General features: G+C 67.4%; 16 protein-coding genes. 10 read left to right on the top strand and 6 right to left on the bottom strand.

All coding sequences use genetic code 11. The features are described from left to right. Position 1: 1 nt before the first annotated feature. Positions 2 to 1408 (bottom strand): MATE family efflux transporter, encoded by a 1407-nt coding sequence (locus J2X50_RS07230; protein ID WP_429093378.1) that lies wholly within the window; start codon positions 1406 to 1408, stop codon positions 2 to 4. 200 nt (positions 1409 to 1608) lie between these two features. On the opposite strand from J2X50_RS07230, the gene J2X50_RS07225 reads away from it, so the two are divergent. From J2X50_RS07225 to lpxK, 6 genes are all read left to right on the top strand, one after another. Next, positions 1609 to 2952 (top strand): TldD/PmbA family protein, encoded by a 1344-nt coding sequence (locus tag J2X50_RS07225; RefSeq protein WP_429093375.1) that lies wholly within the window; start codon positions 1609 to 1611, stop codon positions 2950 to 2952. After that, a complete protein-coding gene (locus tag J2X50_RS07220; protein WP_429093372.1) occupies positions 2939 to 3748 on the top strand; it encodes a 3'(2'),5'-bisphosphate nucleotidase CysQ in 810 nt (269 codons plus the stop codon). The genes J2X50_RS07225 and J2X50_RS07220 overlap by 14 nt, the downstream gene beginning before the upstream one ends. A 76-nt stretch (positions 3749 to 3824) precedes the next feature. Then, positions 3825 to 4076: a DUF4170 domain-containing protein gene (locus tag J2X50_RS07215; protein WP_429093370.1), complete on the top strand. Its 252-nt coding sequence runs from the start codon at positions 3825 to 3827 to the stop codon at positions 4074 to 4076. Beyond that, positions 4076 to 4867 (top strand): lysophospholipid acyltransferase family protein, encoded by a 792-nt coding sequence (locus J2X50_RS07210; protein WP_429093367.1) that lies wholly within the window; start codon positions 4076 to 4078, stop codon positions 4865 to 4867. Before J2X50_RS07215 ends, J2X50_RS07210 begins: the two co-directional genes overlap by 1 nt. Continuing rightward, positions 4864 to 6180 carry a lipid IV(A) 3-deoxy-D-manno-octulosonic acid transferase gene (gene waaA / locus J2X50_RS07205; protein ID WP_429093364.1) on the top strand — a complete coding sequence of 439 codons (1317 nt, stop codon included), beginning with the start codon at positions 4864 to 4866 and terminating at the stop codon, positions 6178 to 6180. Before J2X50_RS07210 ends, waaA begins: the two co-directional genes overlap by 4 nt. Positions 6181 to 6182: 2 nt before the next feature. After that, complete coding sequence (gene lpxK / locus J2X50_RS07200; protein WP_429093753.1) at positions 6183 to 7208, top strand: tetraacyldisaccharide 4'-kinase; 1026 nt, start codon at positions 6183 to 6185, stop codon at positions 7206 to 7208. Positions 7209 to 7274: 66 nt separating this feature from the next. Here the strand turns inward: lpxK and J2X50_RS07195 are convergent, their stop codons facing one another. The 3 genes from J2X50_RS07195 to J2X50_RS07185 form a co-directional block, all read right to left on the bottom strand. Next, positions 7275 to 7508 (bottom strand): DUF2093 domain-containing protein, encoded by a 234-nt coding sequence (locus J2X50_RS07195; RefSeq protein WP_340035840.1) that lies wholly within the window; start codon positions 7506 to 7508, stop codon positions 7275 to 7277. Between the two features lie 59 nt (positions 7509 to 7567). After that, complete coding sequence (mutL, locus tag J2X50_RS07190) at positions 7568 to 9412, bottom strand: DNA mismatch repair endonuclease MutL (protein WP_429093361.1); 1845 nt, start codon at positions 9410 to 9412, stop codon at positions 7568 to 7570. Positions 9413 to 9670: 258 nt separating this feature from the next. Next, positions 9671 to 10573: a LysR substrate-binding domain-containing protein gene (locus J2X50_RS07185; protein WP_429093360.1), complete on the bottom strand. Its 903-nt coding sequence runs from the start codon at positions 10571 to 10573 to the stop codon at positions 9671 to 9673. Between the two features lie 90 nt (positions 10574 to 10663). Here J2X50_RS07185 and J2X50_RS07180 point away from each other — a divergent pair, with 90 nt between their 5' ends. The 3 genes from J2X50_RS07180 to J2X50_RS07170 are packed head-to-tail and all read left to right on the top strand — an operon-like array spanning position 10664 to position 13118. Continuing rightward, complete coding sequence (locus tag J2X50_RS07180; RefSeq protein ID WP_429093357.1) at positions 10664 to 12229, top strand: trimethylamine methyltransferase family protein; 1566 nt, start codon at positions 10664 to 10666, stop codon at positions 12227 to 12229. Beyond that, positions 12229 to 12639, top strand: a complete 411-nt coding sequence (locus J2X50_RS07175) for a nuclear transport factor 2 family protein (protein WP_429093751.1) — start codon at positions 12229 to 12231, stop codon at positions 12637 to 12639. Before J2X50_RS07180 ends, J2X50_RS07175 begins: the two co-directional genes overlap by 1 nt. A 41-nt stretch (positions 12640 to 12680) precedes the next feature. Next, positions 12681 to 13118 carry a hypothetical protein gene (locus J2X50_RS07170; RefSeq protein ID WP_429093354.1) on the top strand — a complete coding sequence of 146 codons (438 nt, stop codon included), beginning with the start codon at positions 12681 to 12683 and terminating at the stop codon, positions 13116 to 13118. A gap of 26 nt (positions 13119 to 13144) precedes the next feature. On the opposite strand, the gene queF is transcribed toward J2X50_RS07170, so the two are convergent. Further along, positions 13145 to 13606, bottom strand: coding sequence for a preQ(1) synthase (gene queF / locus J2X50_RS07165; RefSeq protein ID WP_429093351.1), 462 nt, complete (start codon positions 13604 to 13606; stop codon positions 13145 to 13147). A 112-nt stretch (positions 13607 to 13718) separates the two neighbouring features. Between queF and J2X50_RS07160 the strand changes: the two genes are divergently transcribed. Then, positions 13719 to 15764, top strand: coding sequence for an FAD-dependent oxidoreductase (locus J2X50_RS07160; protein WP_429093348.1), 2046 nt, complete (start codon positions 13719 to 13721; stop codon positions 15762 to 15764). On the opposite strand, the gene J2X50_RS07155 is transcribed toward J2X50_RS07160, so the two are convergent. After that, complete coding sequence (locus J2X50_RS07155) at positions 15742 to 16659, bottom strand: LysR substrate-binding domain-containing protein (protein WP_429093346.1); 918 nt, start codon at positions 16657 to 16659, stop codon at positions 15742 to 15744. The genes J2X50_RS07160 and J2X50_RS07155 overlap by 23 nt on opposite strands. Positions 16660 to 16739 lie beyond the last annotated feature (80 nt).

The following is a 16739-nucleotide window of genomic DNA, read 5'->3' as shown; positions in this document are numbered from 1 at the left end:
ATTACTGCAGGGTCGACGCCTTGCCGGTGGAGAAGGGCGACTGCGCCGCCGGCGGCGGGGCAGGCGGGGTCTCCTCCTGGTGCAGGGGTTCGCCGGCGATCGCCTTGACCACGCGGAAGCATACCAGCATCGACACGACGCCGAACACCACGGCGCCCAGGCCCCAGCCGGCGATGACACCGGTCGCGCCCCAGTAGTGAGCGCCGGCCCAGACGAAGGGGATGACGCCGAGCGTCGAACGGCCCCAGTTGAAGACGGTCGAATAGGCCGGGTAGCCGAGATTGTTGAAGGCGGCGCTGGAAACGAAGATCGCACCGTTGAACAGGAAGCTGCCGGCCGCATAGAGGCAGAAGAAGACGATGAGGTCGCGGGCAATGCCGTCGGCGCCGAAGATGCCGGCGATGGGGTTGGCGAAAATCGCGAGCAGCGCCCATACCGCCAGCACGTAGACGATGGTGAACAGCAGGCTGTCGCGCATGGTCGATGTCAGGCGGTCGAACTTGCGGGCGCCGTAGTTCTGCCCGAGGATCGGGCCAACCGCGCCCGACAGCGCGAAGATGACGCCGAAGGCGACGGGCACCAGGCGGCCGATGATCGCCCAGCCGGCCACGGCCTGATCGCCGAAGGCGGCGATCTCGACGGTGACATAGGCATTGCCCACCGGCGTGGCGATCTGGGTGAGCATCGCCGGGACGCCGATGGCGAAAAACGGTGCCACCGCCTCGCGCAGTTCCCTCAGGTCGGGAATCCTCACGAGCCGGTGCACGACATGGGCGCCGTGGATGCCGATCGCGAGCATGACGCAGCGTGACAGGACGGTGGCGATTGCCGCGCCGTCGAGTCCGAGCCCGAAACCGAAGATGAACAGCGGGTCGAAGATGGCGGCGGCAATGCCGCTGCCGAGCGTCACATACATGGCTCGCCGGGCGTCACCCACCCCGCGCAGAATGCCGGTCGTGCACATGCCCAGCGCCAGGATCGGGAAGGAGGGCAGCACGATCTGCATGAAACGGGCCGACAGCTCGAGCGTCTGGCCGGTTGCACCGAGCAGGACCAGCAGCGGCCGCAGGAAGGGCAGCGTCGCGACGGTGACGAGCAGTGTTACGAGCCCCATGAACACCATCGAGGCCCCGCCCATGCGCGCAGCCTCCTCGCGTGCGCCGCGACCGAGACAGCGGGCGACCAGGGCCCCGCAGGCGATGGTGAAGCCGATCGAAATGGACACGGTGAAGAACAGCAGCGTCGAGGCAAAACCGATCGCGGCAGCCAGCTCTTCCACGCCGAGAAGCGATATGTAGAACAGGTTGAGGGCGTCGACGATGAAGATGGCGACGAGGCCGACCGAGCCGGTGGCAGTCATCACGATGACGTGACGCATGGTCGAGCCGGTTGTGAATTTCGCGGGCATCGCCGCCTGGCTTGGACTGGACATGTGGACCCGGGGAGGCTTTGGCGACGGACGGCCTGGGGCATCCGCTCCGATTCTGGTCGAGGCCATTGAGTAGGGTGGACTCGGTTTGACCATGTACCCACCCATTGCACAAGCCGGTAGGGGACAATAGATGGAGGAAAGGGCCGCGACCGGCCGCAAGCAATCGGAACACGCCAATGAACGATACCAACGACGCCGCGAAACTGGCTGACCGGGTCGCCAGCCTGGTCGAGGCCGCCAGGAAGGCCGGCGCGGATGCCGCCGATGCAGTGGCCGTGCGGGGGCGTTCGACCGGCGTTTCGGTGCGCCTGGGCAAGGTCGAGGCGACCGAGGCTTCGGAGAGCGAGGACGTTTCGCTCCGCGTCTTTGTCGGGCGTCGCGTGGCCAGCGTTTCGGCGACCGCCGCCTCCGACGCGAAGGCCCTGGCCGAGCGCGCCGTGGCGATGGCCAGGGTTTCGCCCGAGGATCCCTTCCAGGGGCTGGCCGACGCTTCGCTGCTCTCGGCGACCCCACGCGACCTGGACCTCTTCGACGAAACCGTCGTTTCGGCCGAGCGGCTCAAGGAAGACGCGCTTGCGGCGGAAAGCGCTGCACTTGCCGTCAAGGGCGTGACCAACTCGTCGGGCGCCGGTGCCAGCGCCGGTCTCGGCGGTCTCGTGCTTGCGACGTCGCACGGTTTCCTCGGACATTATGTCGGATCGCGTTTCTCCCGCTCGGCCAGCGTCATCGCCGGCGAGGGCACGGCGATGGAACGCGACTATGAATATTCCTCGCGCCTGCACTTCGCCGACCTCGACCCGGCCGACGAGATCGGCCGCAAGGCCGGCGAGCGCGTGGTCAAGCGGCTGAACGCCCGCAAGGCGCAGACCGGCCCCGTCGACGTCGTCTTCGACCCGCGCGTGGCGCGTGGCATCGCCGGCCATCTTGCCGGGGCGATCAACGGCGCCTCGGTTGCCCGCAAGACGAGTTTCCTGCGCGACATGATGGGCAGGCAGGTGGCTGCGGCCGCGATCACGGCCATCGACGAACCGCTCAAGCGCCGCGGCCAGGCTTCGCGGCCGTTCGACGGCGAGGGGATCGAGGGCGCCACGCTGAAGATGGTCGAGAACGGCGTGCTCAACCACTGGTTCCTGTCGACCTCGGCCGCGCGGGAACTGGGCCTTGCGACCAACGGCCGTGGCGTGCGCGGCGGCTCGTCGGTGTCGCCGTCGTCGACGAACTTCTCGATCGAGCCGGGCGACAAGTCGCCGGAGGACCTGATCCGGTCCCTCAAGAGCGGTTTCTACGTCACCGAGGTCTTCGGCCAGGGCGTCGACATGATTACCGGCGAATACAGCCGCGGCGCGTCTGGTTTCTGGATCGAGAACGGCGAGATCGCCTGGCCGGTGTCGGAAGTGACGATCGCGTCGAACCTCAAGGACATGTTCCTGCGCATGGTGCCGGCGAGCGACCTCGACCGCAACTACGGCACGGCCGCGCCGACCCTGCTGATCGAAGGCATGACCCTTGCCGGAAACTGACGTCGCAGCACAAGCCGGCATGCTGGCCGATCTCGAGTTGCTGCGCATGGCGGCGGCCGAGGCCGGAAAGATCGCCATGGGCTATTTCCGCCGCAACCCGGAGGTCTGGCTCAAAGGCGGCAACTCGCCGGTGAGCGAGGCCGACTACGCCGCCGATCGCTACCTTCGCGAGACGCTGATGGCCGCGAGGCCTGACTATGGCTGGTTGTCGGAGGAGACCGCCGACAATCCCGATCGCCTTGGCGCCCGCCGGACCTTCGTCGTCGATCCGATCGACGGGACGCGCGGCTTCGTGGAGGGCAGGGCCGAATGGTGCGTGAGCGCGGCGGTCGTGGAGAACGGCCGCTCGCTCGCGGGCGTGCTCGAATGCCCGGCACGCGGCGAGACCTATTGGGCGATGGCCGGCGGCGGCGCCTATCTCAACGGTGACCGGATCGGCGTGCGGCCCGGGGGCGAGCGGCTCAGCATCGCGGGGCCGAAGCCGATGATCGACCGCCTCCCGCCGGAATGGCAGGCGAGGCTAGACCGGGTGGCCTATATTCCATCGCTGGCCTATCGCCTGGCGATGATCGCCAGCGGCGCGCTGGATGCGACCTTCGTCAAGCCGAACGCGCATGACTGGGACATTGCCGCGGCCGAGCTCATATTGCACGAAGCCGGCGGCCGGCTGCTTGACAGTGAGGGCGGCTTGCCTGCCTTTGCTGGCGAGCGGATCGTCCATGGCGAGCTTATGGCCGGAAGCGGCGAGTTGCTCGCGGCCATGGCAGGCGTCATTGCCGGCCCGGACGGCCGGTAGAACTGGAAGCTGTTCCAAAACGGTTCGCTTTGGTCTAGATCAGGCGGACCCAGCATAAGATGAATCAAGGACTGAGATGGCCGAGGAAGACGGTAAGAAGCAGCTTTTGCACCTGGTGTTCGGCGGCGAGCTGAAGACGCTCGGCGGCACGGAATTCCGCGATCTCGAGGCGCTCGACATCGTGGGCATCTACCCGGACTACAAGTCGGCCGAGCTGGCCTGGAAGGCGAAGGCGCAGGCCAGCGTCGACAACGCGCATATGCGCTATTTCGTCGTCCACCTGCATCGCCTGCTCGAGCCGGAAGTGAAGGCGCCCGGTCAGAGCTGATGGAGGGATCCCGCATGGCGTCGCCGGCCGTGAGGCCCGCGGCGAACAAGAAGCGTGCAAAGCCGGCGCCGAAGGGTTTGTGGCGGCGCATACGCGAACCACTGGCCAAGTCGCGCTTTGCAAAAGGCGCGGTCGCCAGCCTGTTTGCCGGAGCGTTGCGCTTCATCAAGCTGACCAATCCCTACGCGGAAGGCTCGTTCCAACTGGCTGGCGGCGGCTATGCCGACAGCGAGCCGCTGATCATCGGCCTCTGGCACGGACAGCATCTTCTGGCGCCGGCGCTCTATCCCAGCGGCCGCGGCCTGGTCGCCATGGTCTCGCGCAGCGCCGATGCGGAACTGAACGCACTGGTCATCAACAAGTTTGGCATCGAGGCGGTGCGCGGCTCCGGCGGCCGTCAAAGAAAGAGCAAGCGGGAAAAGGGTGGCGCGACCGCCCTCATTGCCCTGAAAAAGGCGCTCGATGCCGGCAAGAACGTCTGCATGATCGCAGACATCCCGCATGGTACGCCCCGCGACGCCGGCATGGGCATCGTCCTTCTGGCCCGCCTTTCCGGCAGGCCCATCGCCCCGGCGGCGATCGCCACGAGCCGCCGCACGGTGATCGAGAAGAGCTGGGACAAGACGACCGTCAACCTGCCCTTCGGCCGTTGTGCGGTTGCCGTTGGCCCGCTGATCGAAGTGGCCGCCGAAGCGGACGATGCCGAGATGGAGCGCAAGCGCCTCGAACTCACGGCAGCCATCAACATTGCAACCGAACAGGCCTATCGCATGGTGGACGGCGCAAGATGAGCGAACGCTGGGCCAGGGCTTTCCTCAAGGCGTATCGCTACGCGGGTGCCGCTGCCTATCCGATGGTCGGGGGCTATGTCGCCTGGCGGACCTCCAAGGGCAAGGAAGACAAGAACCGTCGTCGCGAGCGCTACGGCTTCGCCAGTCGCGAACGGCCCGACGGCCCGCTGATCTGGTTCCATGCGGCGAGCGTCGGTGAGACGATCGCGGTCGTTCCGTTGATCGAGAGCATTCTGGATTACGGCATTAACGTCGTTCTGACCACGGGCACGGTCACCTCCGCCCAGGTCGCCGAAGAACGCCTGGGTTCCCGCATCATCCATCAATATGTGCCGCTCGACCTCAAGCCGGCGGTGAGCCGATTTCTCGACCATTGGCTTCCGGACCTGGCGATCATCGCCGAGTCGGAGATATGGCCCATGACCATCCTCGAACTGGGCGCGCGCAACGTGCCGCAGATCCTCGTCAACGGCCGCCTCTCCGACCGTTCGTTCAAGTCGTGGAAGAAGCGGGCCTACATCGCCGAGGCGCTGTTCGAGAACATGGCGCATGTCGTGGCGCAGTCCGACGTCGATGGCGAACGTTTCCGCGCGCTCGGTGCGCGGCCGGTGACTGTCTCCGGCAACCTCAAGGTCGATACTGCTCCGCCGCCGGTCGATGAACGCGCCCTGCACATGCTCCAGCGCCAGATCGGGCGCCGCTCGACCTGGGCGGCCGTTTCGACCCATGACGGCGAGGAGCTCGTGGCGGCCGAGGTGCACGCGATGCTGCGCAACCGCCATCGCGGGCTGCTGACGATCATCGTGCCGCGCCATCCCGAGCGCGCCGCTGCCGTGGCGGCGCAGATTGTCAGCCTGGGGCTGAAGGTCGCCCGTCGCAGCACCGGCGACCGCATTATGCCCGACACCGATATCCTGCTCGGCGACACCATCGGCGAGATGGGGCTTTACCTGCGCCTCACCGAGATAGCCTTCGTCGGCCGCTCGATGACGTCGGAGGGCGGGCAGAATCCGCTCGAGCCGGCAATGCTGGACACCGCCGTCCTGTCGGGCCGCAACGTGCAGAACTTCCGCGACACCTACCAGCGGCTGATCGACAAGGGCGGCGCCAAGATCGTGCGCGACCGCGACATGCTGGCGGGGGCCGTCAACTTCCTCCTCGGCAACGAGATCGCCCGCCACGACATGATGGCGGCCGGCGCCTCGACGGTCGAGGAGATGCGCGGGGCGCTGGCGCGCACGCTGAAGGCGCTCGAACCCTTCATCCATCCCCTCATCGTGAAAGCGCGCCTCAAGGGCGCTGGCGGGAGGTAGCGCTGGCCAGCGAAGCGCCTCCTTTCTGGTGGGAAAAGCCGGACTGGCGTGCCTACGCGCTGTACCCGGTGTCGTCGCTGTATGCATTCGTGGCCGGGCGGCGCATGAAGGCGGCGCGGCGCGAGAAGATCGATGCGCCGGTGCTGTGCGTCGGCAACTTCACCGTCGGTGGCACCGGCAAGACCCCGATCGCGATCGCGCTCGCCAGGCAGGCCAAGCGCATGCAACTCGTGCCTGGCTTCCTGTCGCGCGGCCATGGCGGCAGCTTCGCCGAGCCGCACGTGGTCGACCGGCAGCACGACAGCGCCAAGCATGTCGGCGACGAGCCTCTGCTGCTGGCCGAGCATGCCCCCGTCGCCGTCACCCCGAACCGCGCTGCGGGCGCAAAGCTGCTCATCGAGCGCGGCTGCAATTTCCTCATCATGGACGACGGTTTCCAGAGCGCGCGCATCCATATCGACTTTGCGCTGGTGGTGGTCGACGCGCGTTTCGGCCTGGGCAATGGCCACGTCATCCCGGCGGGGCCGATGCGCGCGCGCCTGGTCGACCAGCTGAGATTTACCGACGCGGTGATCCGCATGGGCGAGGGCGACATGGCCAACGCGGTCGTGCGCCAGGCGGCGCGCGCGGGCAAGCCGGTCTTCGCCGCGACGGCGCGGCCGCGCGGCAAGAAGATGTTCCAGGGCAGGCGCTTCCTCGCTTTCGCCGGTATCGGCCATCCGGAGAAGTTCTTCGACACGGTGACAAAGGCTGGCGGGACGGTGGTCCTCGCCCATGCCTTCCCCGATCACCATTTCTACCTTCCGGACGAGCTGGAGGATTTGGCCAAGGCCGCCCAGGCCGGCGAGCTGGAGCTGGTCACCACCTCCAAGGACGCGGCGCGCCTGCGCCACGGCGCTGCAGCGGCCGAATTCCTCGCACGGCTCAACGTGCTTGAAATCGATGCCGTGTTCGAGATCGAGCACACCGCCGAGCGCATCGTCGACGAGACGCTGGACGCCTGGCGGCGGCGAAAGATAGCGGGCTGACGCTCCGCCTGGCCGAAGCCGTGCGGCCTGCTTCCCGAGAATCGCTCAGATATTTGGGCCGATGCGCTAGCGGCGCTTGCGCAGGTCCGGGTTCATGTCGATCTCTCGCCCGAGTGAGACCGAGGCGTCGCGATAGGGCTCCTGGCGGGCGACGCTCCAGTACTTGAGCTCGTCGAGCGGAATGGACTCGGCCGTCACCGCGCAGCGCACGAAGGAGCCGGGGCTGGTCACCTGGAAATCGCCGTCGAGATAGCGGATGCGGGCTTCGCGCGCGCCGGGGCCTTCGAAACGGTTCATCATGGGCTTGTGCTCGTCTTCCTTGTCGGGCTGTTACGCCCACAAAACCCCGGTCAGGTCAACTACCTGCGGCCGAACAGCTTCTCGATGTCGGCCAGCTTGAGTTCGATATAGGTCGGCCGCCCGTGGTTACAGGTGCCCGATCCCGGTGTCGCCTCCATCTGGCGCAGCAGCGCGTTCATCTCCTCCGGCCGCAGCCGGCGGCCCGACCGAACCGAGCCGTGGCAGGCCATGGTGGCGGCAATCGCATGCAGCCGTTCTTTCAGCGTGTCGGCCGTGTCGCTATCGGCGATCTCGTCGGCGAGGTCGCGCACCAGCTGGGCGACGTCGGTCTCGCCGAGCATGGCGGGCGTCTCGCGCACGGCGACCGCGCCTGGACCGAAGCGCTCGATGCCGAGGCCGAAGCGGGCCAGCGTTTCCGAGTGCACGGCGAGCCTTTCGGCATCTTCCTCGGGCAGGTCGACGATCTCGGGCATCAAAAGCATCTGCGCCGCCACCGGGCGCGCATGCAGCGCGGTCTTCAAGGCCTCGTAGACCAGTCGTTCATGCGCGGCGTGTTGGTCGACGATGACCAGTGAATCCCTGGTCTGCGCGACGATGTAGTTTTCGTGCACCTGCGCCCGGGCGGCGCCAAGCTCGGTCTGCAGCAGCGCTTCCACCACCTCGGCCTGGCCGGCGCGCGCATCGGCGCTGTGCAGCGGTCCCGTGTCGAAGCTCGCCTGCTCGGCCTCGGCGAAGCCCGTGTCGAGCGGCCGGAACGGCGACCGCGCTGCATCGAAGCCGGCCGAAGGGGCGGCTCGAAACTCTGGATTGTAGCTGCGGTGGCTGGCCGATGGGCCGGGGTGGGCATAGGAAGGCCCGCCCGGACGGAATGCGCTCACCATCGCCTCGGTGCCGGTGGTGGCCGGGCGGATGCCCGCACCCGCCAGCGCCTGGCGGATCGCGCCGACGATCAGTCCGCGCACCAGGCCTGGATCGCGGAAGCGCACGTCGGCCTTGGCCGGGTGCACGTTGACGTCGACATGGGCGGGGTCGATCGAAAGAAACAGCACCGTCACCGCGTGGCGGTCGCGCGGCAGGACGTCGGCATAGGCGCCACGGATCGCCGAGGCGATCAGCTTGTCGCGCACCGGGCGGCCGTTGACATAGGCATATTGCTGCAGCGCGTTGGCGCGCGTGTAGGAGGGGATCGAGACATGGCCCTCGAGCCGCACGCTTTCGCGCGCCGCATCGATGGCGATCGAGTTGTCGGGGAAGTCGTTGCCCATCACCTGGGCGATGCGGGCAAGCCTTCCATCGGCGGCGTCGCCGGTGGCCGAAAGCTCCAGCGTCGAGCGGTCGGTGCCCGACAGCGTGAAACGCACGGCGGGGAAGGCGATGGCGATGCGCTTGACCGTATCGGCGATGGCCGTCGCCTCCGCCCGCTCGGTCTTCATGAACTTGAGCCGGGCAGGGGTGGCGAAGAACAGGTCGCGCACCTCGACCGTCGTGCCGCGGTTGCTCGGCGCCGGCCGCACGGCGGCGATCCGCCCGCCTTCGACCGAGATCTCGGCGCCGCTGTCGGCCGCCCTGGTGCGCGAGCGGATGGTCAGCCTCGACACGGAGCCGATCGAGGGCAGCGCCTCGCCGCGGAAGCCGAGCGAGCGGATGTCGTGGATGTCGTCGTCGAGCTTGGAGGTGCAGTGGCGCGAGATCGCCAGCGAAAGCTCGCTCTCGGGCATGCCCGACCCGTCGTCGACGACGCGGATCAGGTTCAGCCCACCGCCGGCCGTCGCCACCTCGATGCGTGCAGCCCCTGCGTCGAGCGCGTTCTCGACCAGTTCCTTGACCACGCTGGCAGGCCGTTCCACGACCTCGCCGGCGGCGATCTGGTTGATCATCGTTTCGGAAAGCTGGCGAATTGGCATCGCGAGACTATAGCGGGATTCGGTCGCGCCGGGACAGCCACATTGCGCGGGGCAGGGCCATCCACAGCGTATAGGCGGTCGGCGTCGCGCCGCCCCTCATCCCCTGCCGGGACCTTCTCCCCGTATAGTGACGGGGAGAAGGCGGCTGGCCGCAACGGCTCCGCTTGCCCCTTCTCCCCGCCTGCGGGGAGAAGGTCCCGGCAGGGGGATGAGGGGCGGCGCAACATTGCGGACGCGTGGCGCACCATCCGCTCGAGCTCACGCCTGCGCCGCCAGCCAGTCGCGCACCTTTTCGGCGCTTTCGCTGAGCGGCCGGTTCCTCGGCCAGGCGACATGGAAGCCCTTGTTCGTCGTCATCACGTGGTCGGACAGCCTGACCAGAAGCCCCGCCGCGATCAGCCGGTCGGTGAGGTGGCGCCAGCCAAGCGCGATGCCCTGGCCCTCCATCACCGCCTGGATGACGAGAACGTAGTCGTTGATGACCAGCCCGTGCTTGGCGACGGCACCGTTGAGCCCGGCTGACTGGAACCATTCGTTCCATGTGGCGGCCGGGCGATAGGGTTCTTCCAGGTGGATCAGATGATGCAGGGTGATCTCGGCGGGTGTCGTGGGCGTGCCGGCGCGCGCCAGATAGGCGGGTCCGGCGACCGGGTAGATCTCCTCGCCTGAGATCGGCAGCAGCTCGTAGTCGGGCCAGTCGGCGGCGTCGCCGCCGCGTATGCCCAAGGGAATGCCTTCGGCCACCAGGTCGAGGTCGCGGTCGGCGGTCTGGATGCGCAAGTCGATGCCGGGGAGGTCGTCGCGGAATTTCTGCAGGCGCGGCATCATCCAGAACGATGTGAACGCCGTCGAGGCCGAAAGCGTCACGTGCATGCCGCCGGCGCGTGCCCTCAGTTCCTCGGCCGACTTGCGGATATGGGAAAGGCCGAGCGTGACGTCGGCGAGGAAACGCTCGCCCGCTTCGGTCAAGACCACGTGGCGGTGGCGGCGCCGGAACAGCTTGGCGCCGAGCTGGTCCTCAAGTCCCCGGATCGCATAGGAAACCGCCGCCTGCGTCATGCCGAGCTCGCGGCCGGCGGCGGTGAAGCTCGCCAGCCGTCCGGCGGCTTCGAAGACGATCAGGCTGCCAGCCGAGGGCAGCAGGTGGCGAAGGCTTTGCATAAGGCAAGCTTATGCAAGTGATGAGGATTTTCAAGCGTCACAGCGCGCGATCCAAAGGCTAGCTTCATGCCAGATGATTTGGAGCCCGACATGAGCGTTGCCACAGCCGAAGCCCTGAGCGAGCCCGCCAAGCGCCGCGAGCGCGGCGGCCGCAATGCACGCCGGGAGCAGCGTTCGCACGGCCCCGAGGCGCACGGCCGGCCCTACATCCTGAGGAACATCCCGACCTACGACATCCTGTCAGAGGAAAACCTCGTTCGCATCGAGCAGACGGCCGACCGCATCCTTGCCGAGATCGGCATCGAGTTCCGCGACGACCCGGTTGCGCTCGACCATTGGCGGCGGGCAGGGGCACAGGTCGAGGGTGTGCTGGTCAAGTTCGAGCCAGGCCTGCTGCGCGAGGTGCTGAAGACGGCACCCACAACCTTCACCCAGCACGCGCGCAATCCCGAACGCTCGGTCGAGATCGGCGGCAAGAGCGTTGTGTTTTCGCCGGCCTATGGCTCGCCCTTCGTCATGGACCTCGACAAGGGCCGCCGTTACGGCACCATCGAGGACTTCCGCAACTTCGTGAAGCTGGCGCAGTCCTCGCCCTGGCTGCACCATTCCGGCGGCACGATCTGCGAGCCGGTCGACGTGCCGGTCAACAAGCGCCACCTCGACATGGTCTACAGCCACATCCGCTATTCCGACCGCGCCTTCATGGGCTCGGTGACCTCGGAAAGCCGCGCGGAAGATTCCATCGACATGGCGCGCATCGTCTTCGGCGACGGTTTCGTCGACCAGAATTGCGTCATCTTGGGCAACGTCAACGTCAACTCGCCGCTGGTCTGGGACGCGACCATGACCACCGCGCTGCGCGCCTATGCCCGCGCCAACCAGGCGGCGGTGATCGTGCCCTTCATCCTCGGCGGCGCCATGGGCCCGGTGACCAATGCCGGCGCCATCGCCCAGTCGCTGGCCGAAACCATGGCCGGCTGCGCCCTGACCCAGCTCGAACGGCCGGGCGCGCCCGTCATCTTCGGCAACTTCCTGTCGTCCATGTCGTTGCGCTCGGGCTCGCCGACCTTCGGCACCCCGGAACCTGCCATCGGCTCAATGGTCATCGGGCAGCTTGCGCGGAGACTTAATCTGCCCCTCAGATGTTCCGGCAACTTCACCACGTCCAAGCTGCCCGATGCGCACGCAATGAACGAGGGCACGATGTCGATGCTGGCCGCCGTGCATTGCGGGGCGAACTTCATCCTGCATTCCGCCGGTTTCCTCGACGGGCTCCTGTCCATGTCCTACGAGAAGTTCGTCATGGACGCCGATTTCTGCGGCGCGCTGCACACCTATCTCGACGGCGTGAAGATCGACGACAACCAGCTAGCGCTCGACGCCTTCCGCGAGGTCGGCCCCGGCAACCATTTCTTCGGCTGCGCCCACACGATGCAGAACTACGAGACTGCGTTCTGGGACTCGGCCATCGCCGACAACGAGCCCTATGAGAAATGGGAGGCCGCAGGCTCGGTCGATGCCGCCACCCGCGCCAACAGGCGCTGGAAGACCATGCTCGCCGAATACGAGGCGCCGCCGCTCGATCCCGGCATCGACGAGGCGCTCAAGGAGTTCATGACGCGCAAGAAGGCGTCGATGGAAGACGCGTGGTACTGATGCCGGACGACAGCCCCTTGGCCGACCCGTCCTTCGACCCGGTCGCGGCGTTGAGGCACTACCACGCGGCGATCGAGGCACTCGACTTCGCCGCCATCGAGGCCTGCTTCGCAACCGATGCCGAATACGTTTCGGACGGGATCGGCGCTATTGTTGTCGGCCGGGATGCGATCATGGCTGCCTTTCGCGACTATTTCGCCGCCTATGGCGACCAGGTCTCGAAGGACGAGGCGGTGGCGGCGCTGTCGCCACGCGCGGCATGGTCGCGCTGGCGGCTGGAGGCGACGCACGCCCTCTCCGGTGTGCGTCTCGACCGGTCTGGCAAGGAGACGGTCCATTTCGACGCCGACGGCAGGATCGTTCGCGTCGAGGTGAAAGATGACGCTGCGGCGCAAGGCAGCCGTCAATGATGCGTGGTATGGAGGGCAGCCCATCCAACGCCGAGGCCGCCATGAAAGCCGCTCTTGCAACCGCCATCCTGCCCTTGCTGGTCACGCCGGCCCTGGCCGGGACGGCAGTGGAGGCAGTCAAGCCGTTCTACGATCGCATCGGGCTCGAACTCGACCCCGCCGAGCGCGCCCGCTTCACCGGACCGGCCAAGGCCGTGCTCGATGCGCGCGACCAGCTTGAAAAATCGGGGCAGGGCGACTGCTTCGACGTCAACATGACGCTCGACAACGCCGCCTACGACAAGGCCGAGGTCGATGGCTCCCTGAAGATCATCGGATCCGAAACCGGCGATACGGCGATCGTCGTGGCGGCCTTCACCGCCGCGCACGAGCCGCACCGCATGCAGTGGAAGCTGAAGAAGGTCGACGGCGATTGGAAGGTCGCCGACTTTTTGTCGGTGATGAACGAATGGGCGCTCAGCCAGTATCGATGCGAATGATCGCCCGCTGTCCCGCCGAACGGATGTCAGCCGCGCCCGCGATAGGGCGCGACGCCGGTTTCGGGCAGCCACGAGCCCTCGGGCGGCGTGCCGGTCTGCCAGAACACGTCGATCGGGATGCCGCCGCGCGGATACCAGTAGCCGGCGATGCGCAGCCACAGTGGCTTGCTCGCCTCGACGACGCGGCGGCCGATCATCACGGTGCAGTCCTCGTGGAAGGCGCCATGGTTGCGGAACGAAACCATGAACAGCTTGAGCGACTTGGACTCGACCAGCAGCTTGTCCGGGGCATAGTCGATGACGATGTGGGCGAAATCCGGCTGGCCGGTCACCGGGCAGAGCGAGGTGAATTCCGGGCAGGTGAAGCGCACGATGGCCGGCGGTCCGTCGACGCGGCCGTAGGGCACGGTTTCGAGCACGGCGGTTTCCGGCGAGGTCGGGGTCTCCACCTTCGTGCCGAGCTGGGTCAGGGTATCGGTGATGGTCATTGGGCGGCTCTTCGGACTGGTTCTGGCTCAATGCTCCGGCGCCTCGGCGCGCGAAACTCGACGACCAGATCTATGGGTGGCGCTTATTAGCGCTTGATGATGCAGGAAGGCAATGACAAGTACCGACCCGCTGCTCCAGCCGTTCCAACTCAAGCACCTGACGCTCAAGAACCGCGTCATGTCGACCAGCCACGAGCCGGCCTATTCCGAGGATGGCATGCCCAAGGAGCGCTACCGGCTCTACCATGCCGAAAAAGCCAGGGGCGGCATGGCGCTGACCATGACGGCGGGGTCGGCGATCGTCTCGCGCGATAGCCCCGCCGCATTCGGCAACCTGCACGCCTACGACGACGCCATCGTGCCGTGGCTTGCCGAACTGGCGGAGGCCTGCCGCGAGCACGACTGCAAGGTGATGATCCAGCTCACTCATCTCGGCCGGCGCACCAACTGGAACAAGGCCGACTGGCTGCCGGTGCTGAGCGCCTCGCCGGTGCGCGAGGCCGCCCACCGCACCTTCCCCAAGACCGCCGAGGACTGGGACCTCGACCGCATCGTCGCCGACTACGCCTCGGCCGCCCAGCGCATGCAGGCGGCGGGCCTGGACGGCATCGAGTTCGAGGCCTACGGCCACCTGATGGACGGGTTCTGGTCGCCGGCGACCAACCAGCGCGATGACGAGTACGGCGGCTCGCTCGACAACCGCCTCCGCTTCACCTGGCGGGTGCTCGACGCGGTGCGCGCGGCCGTGGGGCCGGACTTCATCGTCGGCATCCGCATGGTCGCCGCCGAGGACATGGAGAAGGGCTTGTCGAAGGACGAGGGCGTCGACATCGCCCGCCGCCTGGCCTCGTCCGGCAAGATCGACTTCCTCAACGTCATACGCGGCCACATCGACACCGACGCGGCCTTGACCAAGGTCATCCCGTTGCACGGCATGCCGTCCTCGCCGCATCTCGATTTCGCCGGCGAGGTGCGGGCGGCGACGAAGTTCCCGGTCTTCCACGCCGCGCGCATCGCCGATGTCGCAACCGCGCGACATGCGATCGCCACCGGCAAGCTCGACATGGTCGGCATGACGCGCGCCCACATCGCCGATCCGCACATCACCAGGAAGGTAATGGCGGGCGAGGAGCACCGCATCAGGCCATGCGTCGGCGCCACCTACTGCCTCGACCGCATCTACGAGGGCGGCGGGGCGCTCTGCATCCACAATGCAGCCACCGGCCGCGAGGCGACGATCCCGCATGTGATTTCCCGCACCGAAGGGCCGCTGCGCAAGGTGGTGGTGGTCGGCGCCGGCGCTGCCGGCCTCGAGGCGGCACGGGTGCTCGCCGAGCGCGGCCACAAGGTGACCGTGCTCGAGGCCGCGAGCCAGGCCGGCGGACAGGTGCGGCTCGCCGCCCAGAACCCGCGCCGGCGCGAACTCATCGGCATCGTAGACTGGCGGCTGGCCGAATTGGAGCGCCTCGGGGTCGAGATCCGCTACGACATCTGGGCCGGCAGCGACGACGTGCTGGCGCTCGACCCGGATGCGGTGGTGATCGCCACCGGCGGCCTGCCGCAGAACCCGCCGCTCGACGCGGGCGACGATCTGGTGACGTCGAGCTGGGACATCGTCGCCGGCAGCGTCAAGCCGGCCGAGAACGTGCTGCTCTATGACGACAATGGCGGCCACCAGGGCATGACGGCGGCGGAGCTGATCGGCAAGGCCGGCGCGAGGCTGGAGCTGGTTTCGCCCGAGCGCTTCTTCGCGCCCGAGATCGGCGGCATGAACCACGTGCCCTACATGGAAGCCTTCCACCGGGCCGGCGTGAAGATCACCATCAACACCCGGCTCAAATCGGTGCGGCGCGAGGGCAACCAGCTCGTCGCCACGCTGTCCTCCGACTTCGCCGCGGGCTGGAGCGAGGAGCGCCGCGTCGACCAGGTAGCGGTCGAACACGGCACGCTGCCGCTCGATGACCTCTATCTCGAACTCAAGCCGCTGTCGAAGAACGGCGGCGCGATAGACTACGAGCGCCTCGTCAACGGCGGCGAGATCTTCCCGGACAAGAACCCCGACGGCCGTTTCCTGCTCCTGCGCATCGGCGATGCGGTCGAGGCCCGCAACATCCACGCCGCCATCTATGACGGCATCAGGTTCGGCCTGAGGATCTGAGCGGCTGGCCGGCAACTTCGCTGGAGAGCCAACGGACGAATTCGCGCAGGCCTGGCCGATCCTCGCCGCCGGGCCTAAAGGCCAGCCGATAGGGAAACTCGCCGGCGATGCGGTTGGGCGAGGCCATCACCAGTTGGCCGGCGGCAAGTTCCCTTTCGGCCAGGATTTCCGGCACGAGCGCCACGCCGAGGCCGGCGACGGCGGCTTCGACGACCATGGAGAACTGCTCGAAGCGGTGGCCGCGCAAGGTGGTGCGCGGATCGACGCCTGCCGCCTGGAACCATTGCAGCCAGAGCGTCGGGCGGGTCGACTGCTGCAGCAGCGGCAGGGCGGCGAGTTCGACGTCGTCGAGCGCGGCCCGGCCGTCGAGCAGCGCTGGCGACGCCACGACGACAAGGTCCTCGTCGAACAGGCGCAGCATGCCCGGCTGGCCTGCCTCCGCCGGGCCGCGCTGGATGGCGGCGTCGAAGGCCTCGGTTTCGAGGTCGACCGTTTCCAGCCGCACCGCGAGGTCGATGGCGACATGCGGATGGGCGGCGTGGAACCTCGCCAGCCGCGGGATCAGCCAGCGGTCGGCAAGGGTTGCCAGGACGGCGAGGCTGAGGACGTCGGACTGGCCGCCGAACGCCATCGTGCGCACCGCTGCCTCATGCAGGCTGTCGAGGATCTCCTCGGCATCCCGGGCAAAACGCCGGCCGGCATCCGACAGTGTCAGGCGTTGCCGGATGCGATGGAAGAGCGCGACGCCCAGCCGGTCCTCCAACTGCCCGATCGAACGGCTGACGGAACTCTGGGTCAGGTTGAGCTGATCGGCAGCGCGAATTGTCGTGCCGTAGCGGGCGCAGGCGCGAAAGGCCTCAAGCTCGGCAATTGTTGGTACATAGGCACGGCGCATCGGCGGTCCCGGCTTAGAGTTTATCGATTTTACGCATAAACTATGCGAGATTACTTGTTAGCGAAATGGCCCGATGCGGT

It is taken from the genome of Aminobacter sp. BE322 (assembly GCF_050433525.1).
Taxonomy (GTDB): Bacteria; Pseudomonadota; Alphaproteobacteria; order Rhizobiales; family Rhizobiaceae; genus Aminobacter.
This window is presented reverse-complemented; position numbering and strand designations above follow the sequence as displayed.